15 protein-coding genes are annotated in these 9,427 nt (G+C 53.8%); 2 read left to right on the top strand and 13 right to left on the bottom strand.

Translation table 11 applies throughout. From position 1 onward, the window contains the following. Positions 1 to 136: 136 nt before the first annotated feature. From ACR0KL_RS06065 to ACR0KL_RS06120, 12 genes are all read right to left on the bottom strand, one after another. Positions 137 to 655, bottom strand: coding sequence for a hypothetical protein (locus ACR0KL_RS06065; protein WP_480776775.1), 519 nt, complete (start codon positions 653 to 655; stop codon positions 137 to 139). Positions 656 to 744: 89 nt separating this feature from the next. Further along, positions 745 to 945 (bottom strand): hypothetical protein, encoded by a 201-nt coding sequence (locus ACR0KL_RS06070; RefSeq protein WP_480776776.1) that lies wholly within the window; start codon positions 943 to 945, stop codon positions 745 to 747. Position 946: 1 nt separating this feature from the next. After that, positions 947 to 1,105: a hypothetical protein gene (locus ACR0KL_RS06075; protein ID WP_480776777.1), complete on the bottom strand. Its 159-nt coding sequence runs from the start codon at positions 1,103 to 1,105 to the stop codon at positions 947 to 949. Next, complete coding sequence (locus ACR0KL_RS06080) at positions 1,102 to 1,371, bottom strand: hypothetical protein (RefSeq protein ID WP_480776778.1); 270 nt, start codon at positions 1,369 to 1,371, stop codon at positions 1,102 to 1,104. Before ACR0KL_RS06080 ends, ACR0KL_RS06075 begins: the two co-directional genes overlap by 4 nt. 16 nt (positions 1,372 to 1,387) lie before the next feature. After that, a complete protein-coding gene (locus ACR0KL_RS06085; RefSeq protein WP_480776779.1) occupies positions 1,388 to 1,963 on the bottom strand; it encodes a hypothetical protein in 576 nt (191 codons plus the stop codon). Then, complete coding sequence (locus ACR0KL_RS06090) at positions 1,960 to 2,268, bottom strand: hypothetical protein (protein WP_480776780.1); 309 nt, start codon at positions 2,266 to 2,268, stop codon at positions 1,960 to 1,962. The genes ACR0KL_RS06085 and ACR0KL_RS06090 overlap by 4 nt, the downstream gene beginning before the upstream one ends. Next, positions 2,261 to 4,243 carry an AAA family ATPase gene (locus ACR0KL_RS06095; protein WP_480776781.1) on the bottom strand — a complete coding sequence of 661 codons (1,983 nt, stop codon included), beginning with the start codon at positions 4,241 to 4,243 and terminating at the stop codon, positions 2,261 to 2,263. Before ACR0KL_RS06095 ends, ACR0KL_RS06090 begins: the two co-directional genes overlap by 8 nt. Before the next feature lie 71 nt (positions 4,244 to 4,314). Further along, positions 4,315 to 4,944 (bottom strand): hypothetical protein, encoded by a 630-nt coding sequence (locus ACR0KL_RS06100; RefSeq protein ID WP_480776782.1) that lies wholly within the window; start codon positions 4,942 to 4,944, stop codon positions 4,315 to 4,317. A 74-nt stretch (positions 4,945 to 5,018) separates the two neighbouring features. Then, positions 5,019 to 5,765: a hypothetical protein gene (locus ACR0KL_RS06105; RefSeq protein WP_480776783.1), complete on the bottom strand. Its 747-nt coding sequence runs from the start codon at positions 5,763 to 5,765 to the stop codon at positions 5,019 to 5,021. Next, positions 5,762 to 6,160: a RusA family crossover junction endodeoxyribonuclease gene (locus ACR0KL_RS06110; protein WP_480776784.1), complete on the bottom strand. Its 399-nt coding sequence runs from the start codon at positions 6,158 to 6,160 to the stop codon at positions 5,762 to 5,764. The genes ACR0KL_RS06105 and ACR0KL_RS06110 overlap by 4 nt, the downstream gene beginning before the upstream one ends. Continuing rightward, on the bottom strand, positions 6,157 to 6,360 hold the full coding sequence (locus ACR0KL_RS06115; protein WP_480776785.1) for a helix-turn-helix domain-containing protein: 204 nt from the start codon (positions 6,358 to 6,360) through the stop codon (positions 6,157 to 6,159). Before ACR0KL_RS06115 ends, ACR0KL_RS06110 begins: the two co-directional genes overlap by 4 nt. Continuing rightward, positions 6,357 to 6,830 (bottom strand): hypothetical protein, encoded by a 474-nt coding sequence (locus ACR0KL_RS06120; protein ID WP_480776786.1) that lies wholly within the window; start codon positions 6,828 to 6,830, stop codon positions 6,357 to 6,359. The genes ACR0KL_RS06115 and ACR0KL_RS06120 overlap by 4 nt, the downstream gene beginning before the upstream one ends. 417 nt (positions 6,831 to 7,247) lie before the next feature. Between ACR0KL_RS06120 and ACR0KL_RS06125 the strand changes: the two genes are divergently transcribed. Both ACR0KL_RS06125 and ACR0KL_RS06130 read left to right on the top strand, forming a co-directional pair. Continuing rightward, positions 7,248 to 7,580, top strand: coding sequence for a helix-turn-helix domain-containing protein (locus tag ACR0KL_RS06125; RefSeq protein WP_480776787.1), 333 nt, complete (start codon positions 7,248 to 7,250; stop codon positions 7,578 to 7,580). 507 nt (positions 7,581 to 8,087) lie between these two features. Further along, positions 8,088 to 8,762 carry a hypothetical protein gene (locus ACR0KL_RS06130; RefSeq protein ID WP_480776788.1) on the top strand — a complete coding sequence of 225 codons (675 nt, stop codon included), beginning with the start codon at positions 8,088 to 8,090 and terminating at the stop codon, positions 8,760 to 8,762. Between the two features lie 144 nt (positions 8,763 to 8,906). Here the strand turns inward: ACR0KL_RS06130 and ACR0KL_RS06135 are convergent, their stop codons facing one another. Next, positions 8,907 to 9,302, bottom strand: coding sequence for a hypothetical protein (locus ACR0KL_RS06135; protein ID WP_480776789.1), 396 nt, complete (start codon positions 9,300 to 9,302; stop codon positions 8,907 to 8,909). Between the last annotated feature and the right edge of the window lie 125 nt (positions 9,303 to 9,427).

Below are 9,427 nucleotides of genomic sequence, written 5' to 3' on the forward strand. Positions count from 1 at the left end.
TCGCCGCCATCTACCACAACTTAGGCGACCCCTCTGCTCTAACCGAAACCATCGAGTAGAAGGCTCGGAATAAGATGACTTATTTGCCTCTGTACGCAAACAATCTCAATGGAATTATACTAGCACGTTCCGCAGATTAGTCAACTACTTCTGATAGAGCTTCTACAGCCTTTACAAACTCTTTGCCCTTCTCTGTCAGCGTTCCGTCTATCATTGGATCGGCCCATCCCCGAGAAACCGATTGAATGATAGAACGCTGCCCAAGGTTCAACTGGTTAAACCATCCGTGCCATTTGTCCCATGCGTTTACCGCATCCCGGTGGCGTTCATCCTCATCGCGCAGGTCTGGTTGCTCATCCGGGTCTACCTCGAACACCTCTGGTAGAAACTCGACCTTTGCAACCTTGGCTGACATTGACTTACCCAGACAGACGCTGTGATAGCGCCGCTCAGCGTTTGTAAGCCCCGCGTAGACGCTCCATAGCCCTACGGCGTCCTCTACCGTGTGTGCTGCAAAAAGAGCGCGCCCTGCTGGCTCTCCGAGTGCCTGGAACTGCATCATCTGCCACTTGTCCGGGTCATGCCCCATCTGTCTTGCCCTGACCTCCAGTGCTGTTCGGTGTGGGTTCCTGCCTGTCGTCTTGATCTGCTCCATGCGCTTTCTGCCCCGCGCCTTCTTCCGAGGTGCTGGGGCCAAATCTAGCCCGATGCTTTGCTTTCGGTTCCGTCTATCGCCCTTGCCCATCATTGGCCCTCCCGGCGGCCATCCCACGCAAGAAACGCGATGATGAATATGGCGGGCGGACCAAAAAGCAGGGCAACCCCTGCCAGATCACCATACTCCAACGCCATTTTCGCAATAAAAGCAGCCCATTGAACAACGAGCCATGCGCACATGATCAAAAGCGCAAAAAATCCGAATCCAACTACTATTCCCTTGCCCATGTCACTGCCCCTCCAACTTGGCGTTACGTGCGTTTAGCTCGTCCCGCTGTATCCTCAGACGCTGTATCGTGGCGCGCTGTTTCTCTTCCCGCCTATGAGATGCCCGTAGGGCCTGCTCTAGCTCTGCCTCGTAGCGGGTGTAGGTCTCGCGGGGTTTCATGCAGCAGCCCTCTCTTTCATCCACTTGTCGAAGTTGTTCAGCGCTTGAAGAGATATCCGACCATCGGTGTAGGCATCGCGGACAAACTGAGGATCAAGCCCCGCCATTGAACATACATCTCTGAAGTCCTGACCTGCCCGCCGGATCCACGCATCTGACTCGCGCCGATCAAGCCGCTCTCTCGGAGATTCAATCTCCCCACTGCTCAAGCCATCAATGATTGCCTTGATGACGACGCCTTGCCATAGCTGCTGCTCTGCGATCATCGCGCTGCCTCCGGACCTAAAAGGGGATAGGATCGCCGCCCGCTTTCCAATCGACGGGTTGGCGCTGTTTGATGCCGATGACTTCAGCACGCGGAAAGTGCTTCTTTGCCTCTGCCACCATCGGACCTGCAATCTGAGCCCTAAGCGCTATTGCAACTTCTCGCAGCGTGAATGCCTGAATTCCATCTTTGGGCAACGTTGATGAATCCGAGGCATCGGCTATGAGCCTGAATGAGAAGCCATCCAGTTCATAGTGCGCCACGCATTCAGGAGAGCGGTGCCCTGCAGCTATTGCCTCCGCCTCCATTGCCCGGATGCCCTTGATGCAGTTCGATGCGGCAGCAGCAGCCTTTGTCGGGTCGTTCTCGCGGATTGCCTCATTCAGATAGGCAATGGCGCCGCCGTACTTGGCGGCCAGATCCGGCGATACCAACTCAGGCAGCCGATCATATCCCCATTTGCGCTCGGTCTCTGATGCCACGCGATCAAAGCCAGCAACGGCGTGGTCGACCATGACCTCTGCTTTTCGAGCATCGATGTTGAGCAGCCGGTCGCCTTTGCGTTGGCGACGGGGGCGTTTTGCTTTTGTCATCCGATAAGCTCCTTGTTGAAGATCCGTCTGAAAACTGTCCAGCGTGTCCCAGTCAGGGGGTTATAAGAAACCCCCCTTGGACACTGGTTCTGGACACCTGCGATTTTCATTTCCATCTGGACAGTTTCGGACACCTGCTCTTTTTCGTTATATTTCTTATGTTTGACGCAAAACTGTCCAAGTTGCTGTCCAGCTTTTGTCCAGCTTTTGTCCAGCCAAAAACCGGCCCAAAACGCATCAAACTGTCCAAGACGTTTTTCCGTTCTTGGACACCTGATTTCGGGCGCTAGAAACTGATCAAACATCAAGGTATTCCTCCCCGCCGTCAGTGAGTTTCCAGCCCTTGGCGTGGCGGCGAATAAGCTTCTCTTCCTTCGCCTCATTGATCAGATTAGAGACCGTAGACTTCGGTATTCCGGTTCTGCTTGATAGCTCGCGCAGTGATAGCCGGGGTTGCCCGGACAGCTCCATGAGAACGTTCCGCAGGCTGCTGTTGCGCCTGTCAGCGCGTGTAGCCTGCTCGATCTGCATAGCTTGCCTGCTGACCTTGAGGCGCAGTGGCGTGCCGTTTGTATCGGTAAGGTGAGAAAACTCGTGAGTGGCCATCACAAAGTCAATTGGCTCAAAGCCTGCCCCCCTAAACTTCGGGCTGTGATGCAGGGTTTGCATGTCCTCACCGTGACCCCAAACGGTCAGGTTGCCATCGATTTCTGCGAGGAACGCACCGCCGCCGCGCGGCACAAGATTATCGCGCTTTGGCTCCTTCCCGGCGGGGTGAGCGATGACCAAAACGGCGGGCCTACTGCCTATGTCACCAACCTCTCGAAACCGCCGTGCGGCCTCAACCATCTTGATGTTGGCGTTGTCGTCATCTCCCTCAAAAAAGGCCTGTAAACTGTCGATGATAATGAGCTTCAGGTTTGGCAGTTCAGCCATTTTAGCCTTAAGCGTTTCAATCATTGCGGAGATTGAAAAGTGGCCTTCGACAAAGTGCAGGCGATCCGCCGTTGTTATGTCTCGCGCCGCTAATGCGGCAGCGTATTGCCATTTGAGGTTGTATGGGTTTTCACCAGCCAGAAAGAGTACGTCGCCGCCCTCAACACGCCTCTCAACGAAATCACCGCCCAAGGCGACAGAAAGCCCGACCTGGATGGCTAGAGTGGTTTTGCCGTGGCCTGGGTAGCCTGTGAGGCTGTAGACAACTCCAGTCGGCAAGATCCCGTCGATCAGATACTCCAGCGGCTCCAGATCGGCGAGAAACTCATCTGACGTCTTGATCTTGAAATCCTGGATGATCTTTGAAGTGTCAGACTGTGATTTCAATTCCGGGCTTACAGCGTACTGACCGCCGTTTTTTGCCTCCTGCTCACGGGTCCACTTGATAAAGCCAAGCACGTCTTGGCGCGTTTGATCTGGCGTCCATCCAGGCAATGTGAACGCAGAACAACGATCTGATATCTCGCTGTCTGTCCATCCGCGGGCGACATAGCTTGCAACCAGCTTCTTGAGGTTTTCCCGCCAATCTGAACCAGCCAGAATATTGGCCGCCGCCAGGGCCCTATCCAAAGGCTGTGGCCCGGTGTCGATCGGCGGCATCGATGAGATCGATGTGGACGCTTTAGCCCCAAACACACGGATCATCTGTTCCATACTCACGGGCGCTCGGCCGTCATCGTACTCGGTGCGGATCGTCGTGACTTCTTTGATGTAGCCACGTTCCAGCTTGTGCTTGGCCGGATAGCTGACGGTGCCACCAACGCGCATGATCCGGGATGGATTCACGACGCTGCTGTCAGATCTGAAATGAGCAGCGATGGTTTCCTGCATGCGCCGCCACTCGGCCATATCCAGGCAAGGCTCTCTTAGTTCCCAATAGGTATGCACACGCACTGAAGGCGTGCGGCCTGTGGTGACGGCAGATGTCCATTTAGGCCCATCGAAGCGATAAACATTGCCAGCGCTGGCTTCGTCGTCACAATCAGCCCACAGAAAGAAACTGGCGATGATATCCGCGTCTGTTGCGCTGCCTGTGACGTCCTGACGGATTGGATTTCGAACGACGTATATGTTGTAGCCCATCTCGTTCAGATCAACGATCCAATCGACGGCTTCATCAATCCAATCAGGTGAATACTTCGAAATCTGAGGTGAGGCGCCCTCCTTAAATGCTCTCACTTCAAAGACAGCGGCTTCAGGAAGTTCGCCCCAACGCGCGACCATGTACTCAAGGTCACGGCGGATTTCTTGTTCTTCCGGCGTTGTAATTGTCACTGCCACCACTTTCCGCGCCCCTGCAATTCATGCTTTGTTGGCCCCGGCCCTTTTGGGCCGAGACGCGTTGTTTTGAGGGATTAGAACGACACGTCAGCCGGTACTGCGGCCTGTGCGGCAGGCTGCGGTGCCGGTTCCGGCTGTTGAGCAGGCTGTGGCGCGGCTTCAGACGCAATGCCAGCTGCCGCGCCCTCTTTCAGGCAATCTGGACGATCGACCCACTGCGCGACGGTTAGAATGGGCTCTACAGTGCTGCCACGCTTGAACTGCACGGGCTTTGCCCCGGTTAGCTGTACCAACGGCAGTTTGCCTTCTGGACCCTGCTGTAATTGCGGAGCGAGTGCGGTCAGTGCGCCCCACACAGCAGCACCCGCCTGCTGCCATGTGGCCGTGGCGCCATCGCCAACAGCGCACCGGATTTCAAAGCCCTTTTTGTAGTCATCGCCGGGCTGAGGCATCATCTGCGAAACGCTTGCATTCCACTTCCAGTCGGGGGCAACGCCCTGAATGCCGTCCGATTTCTGCCAACCTGTTTTCATGTTGTGGATGTCCATCACAACACCGGTCGAGAAGTCGAAAGTGGACTTATTGCTGTCATCACGAATGTAGAATGACTGCGCTGGGATGGTGCCGTCTTGCGTGCCGCGCGCGGACCACGAAAGCCAGGGCCCTTCCCCGCCGGTGCTGCCAGTATCAAGATCAAAAGCCATAAGTTTTTCCTTTGTCGATTTGCCCATATCGGGGCATTGGAATGCGGCATACCGTGCCGCGCGGATGTGGCGACCTAGGTGCCGAACATTTCGGAACGCGCGACCTCATCGCCGCGCCAGTAGAAAGAACTTGGATTGTGTGGAACGCATGCCAGCGCATCATCGGCGCTATGCAGGGCTAAAAAGCGCTCAAGCCGAGTGATCTGCGCCTTTGCTGAACGCAGAACAGTATCCGGATCACCATCTTCTAGAAGCGCAGTCTTCTTTGCGCTGGCGTAGAGAAACTTCACCGCCGAGTTGCCAACGGCCTTGGCGTAAATGGCGCGCTGCAGCTGATGGTCTGATGACATCTTCGACGGGATTCGCGTTGTTGTTTTTAGATCGATCACCAAGCCATGCATGGGAAAAGTGAAGTCCAGAAAGCCTATGACTGGAATTTCCCAGCCATCGCCCTTGGCGGTGATACTGATCTTGTGCTGGGCATCTCCGCCACTCTCGGGCGCGCCATACTGAGCCAATTCAGCGAACGCCAATTCAGCCATTGGTGCGATCAACGAGCGCTCTCTAGAAGTCGCTTCATCACCGAGGATGAACGTCTGATCGAACTTATTTTCAGCGATTTGGATTGCATCTGGCAGAGGTGTGCCCGTCAGGGCCATGTGAACAGCGGTTTCAACACATTGGCCGCGGCGCGGTGCCGGTCCAAATGCTTGCTTGTGGCCATGCAAATACTTGGCGACCCACACATCAGGCGCGTTGACCCAAAGATTCAAGCTGGACGCCGACAAGTGATTGATGTTGTGCTTTTTGAATCCGTTCATCCCATCGCCTCCACCGTCACGACAGTGCGGGCGTGTGGGCCCCAAAACTTAACAACCGTTTGTTCCGCGACCTGGCTGTCATCGGCAAAGGCAATGCGGTTCAGGCCGTCCAAAATGGCTTTGACGACGTTGTCAGCGTCCGGTTTTTGCGTGTGCGGCCGGTTTAGATGCTCGGCTGTTTTCTTCTTTGACCAGGACTTGGCGGGTTCGAATGTGGCCGCCACAATGACCCGCACTGGCCCTTCGATGGGCTGCGGAAAATGCGGCAAAGCAATCTGCCCAACTTGACGCTCGAAGCTGACAGTCTGGCTGGGCGTATGGCTGCGACCTGACTTGCGAGAAAACCGCGGGCGTTGCTTGGCGAACGGTTTGCCGGGGATGGTGAAAGTGGTCATACCAACGCCTCCCCATGCGCAGCCGCATCTTCAGCCCGGATCTTGTTCAGGAGCCGGGATACGGAGCCAGAGCCAACACCGTGCATCTTTGCGATTTTGCCGAAGCTGTGGCCCTCGTCGTGCAGCTGCAGCCAGTGCAGGACTTCTTCGTCACGTTCACGAGGTACAAAGACGACCTTGATTGGAGTTTGGTCGGTCATGCGCAGCCCTCCGCTTTGACGACCAGTGCCGCGCGGTACTTGAGCGCCGCCTGTACCATCTCGTCGACTTCTTTGATCGTCTCCTGCGCTTCCTTCGGCGTGTAGTCCGCCGGGTTTTCAGACCGATCGGAGTGCGCTTTGGCGTGGTGATCAAGTACGTCCGAGAACTCACGCATGAGCGTATTTACGTCCGACAACAGAACACCGTCGTTCGGAAGCGGCTGGTAGACGCCACCCGCGAGACGTGCGAAGTGAATAGCGACAGGCTCGGCCGAAGCCGGTGTGATCCGTCCAAGCGCATCCAGGTATTTGATGCCAAGGCCACCAGGGCGATCGTCTTCGCAGCTGGACGCACGCGATAGATTTGACGGCGAAAGGCTGAGATCAACGCTAGCCGCCTCAAGACCGCCATGAGCGCTGATAGCTTTTCGTGTGGTTTCCTGAATTGAACCGGGTCGAACGTTCCTCACGGCAAAAGAACCTTTTTGATTTGCCGTGCAATCTGTTCGGGCTCAGCCCAAATTGCTTGGCATGTTGTTGATTGACTTGAGAACGAAAGCATTTGAGCGGAGGTCACTGCCCTGCCTCCGTTTCTTTTCTCTCAGGCTGAATGAACCCAAACAGTGCGTCAGGACACGATATGCCTTTGTCGGCACACAATGCGGACACAACACGATACCACCGGGGAGAAAACTTCCCGGCGGATATGGCGTTGGTTATCGCCGACTTGGTAACGTTGAGGGCGTTCGCAAGCTTCTTGCGCCCAACCTCATCACAGATTTTTTCAACCGTCATCATGACGACGAACATAGTACATTATTTATGTACTCTCAAGATGCATAAATCGAATACGTTCACATTTTATGTACTTTAGACAAGAATGAGTTATGACTTTTGAAGAAAAAGAACGGCTTGCCCGTACACGAGACTCATCTGTGCAAGCAGCTGGACTGCGCTTGTGTGCTGCGCGGGAATCTATCGGTCTCAGCCAGCAAAAATTTGGCGAGGCTGTTGGTAAAGGGAAAGCAGCCGTCAACAACGCTGAAAACGCGAGATCCTTTCCAAGCCGGGACATGATGCTGTTTCTGCACCGCGAGCACCGGATTGATTTCAATTTTCTGATTGTTGGTGAGTTTGTTCAGCTTCCGCTGGACGTCCAGGATCGCTTGTTCGCCGAACTGTCTGCTTTAGACAGTAAAGCGGATCAAACACCCAATTGAGGTTCACCCCAAACCTCACAAGCAAAGATCCGATTTTGAAGATGACAGCACCAACCAGTCTCTCAAAACGAGTCATATAATCCCCTTATTGTTCTAATTATTGGCAGCAAAACCCGTCAAAACGGGAAGGGGATCGTGAAAGGCGCTCAAGGAAGAATCCGAGTCGGTCAACTCTCACATTGCAACTAACCCATACAAGAACATTTAAAGAACATCTAGTCGCGAGATGTTGTGACACTCGGGTTCAGGCACGACAATAGCGCCACCTGGGACACCAGATGTTGTGATTCTCTACGATTTTGGGCTTTGTTTCCTAGATGTAGATTTAGTGTTTTCTAGTGCTCGCCAGTCAGGTGAAGCAATGCCGGCAGTACGCAAGTGTTGCTAATTTAGAACAGAACATTAAGCCTTTGCCATATTTTCGCCACGATTCATTGAACCCTCCCTCGCCCCTTACAACGTCAATAAGACAACCGCCGCTATCGGCACTCAAAAGGGAGAATGAAGATGTTGAAGAACTTTTTTTCGACCGTCGCTGTCATTGGCGCTCTCACTTTGCCACAACTAGCAGAGGCGTCGTCGCGCGTTTGGTGGCGCGCAGACACAATCGGAGATCACCAAGTGATCACAGTCACAGTAGTCCAGCACCCCGCTGGAAACGTCGACCTAAAGGCTGAGTTTAGCAATGGCCGAAAAGTTGACGGTGATAACTTCGTTGCAGATATCTATCTGTATTCAAATGATAAACTTCTGAATAAAACTCAGCTTGCTGGAGCAGTAGATGCTACTTTCTTCGGTGGAACTCGAGTTGTATTCGACTACGCTGAGCTTGACCTGGAGCCAAACTCGATAACTCACGTATTGGTATCCCCGTATCAATGGGACCGCCTACGTGAGCCTGTTCCGAGCTTCAAATGCAACGGCCCCATGTCAAACAACCCGAAAAAAGACAATGGGTCGACATGCAACTTCGGGCTCGGCCTGAAAGAAAGAACCCCTACGATCCCACCAGTGCCTGTGAATGTACCAAGACAGGCAGATATGGACCCATGTGTGGGTTATCCGAAGAAAATGGGTTCTTTGGAATCTATCCTGGAAATGAGTTGCGACCCCGCGACAGGTAAAGAGTTTGTATCTAAGATGTGGGATCGACCACTGCCAGAGGGCTATATGAGACCCTGACCATCAAACGTGACTGTCAAAGATGATCGTTCCTTGGCGCTCACACTTTTTCGAGACTTGAATGAAGCGGCGGAGTTCCTCGCCGCTTCGATTTTCTTACTCTAGCCCATCCTCGGACCGTCGTTCCGAGGGGAGGCTATTCGTCTAGGTCTGGCTCTTGGAGGACTGGGGTTTAGTTATGTCTCTCAAGGATCGTATAAGCTCTTCCGGCACTCCCATCTCTCTAGCGGCATCTTCGACCTGTCTGGTAAGGTTGTTAAGATTGACCATAGCCTCGTTCGCTCTTTGGTATATGCCTATAGCTTCATCGTACTGCTTCGATGCATCTTCAAACGTTTTAATTGAACGTTGGTTCCTGTCATTGGCGTCCTGAAGCTCGTCGAGGGCAGCTTCCAAGCTTAGTGATACTTCAATGCTGTTCTCCAAGCGCTCAACAATTTCAGCATTTACGGACTTTTCGCCAGCAGCTTCCTTCAGCCGCTCGTAGAGCGGAGTTGGGATCCGAATAGTGTATCGAGTATATCCATCATGACCAGCCATGGGCCTATGTCACGATGTTCGTGAAAAAAGTCAAGCAGGCAGCTTGTCACGAACTTCGTGACATGTTATCTCACGTGTCACGATAATCGTGAAAGGTGAGATATGGAGCCAAATGATAGCAGAAT

Source organism: Ruegeria sp. C8, from assembly GCF_056537565.1.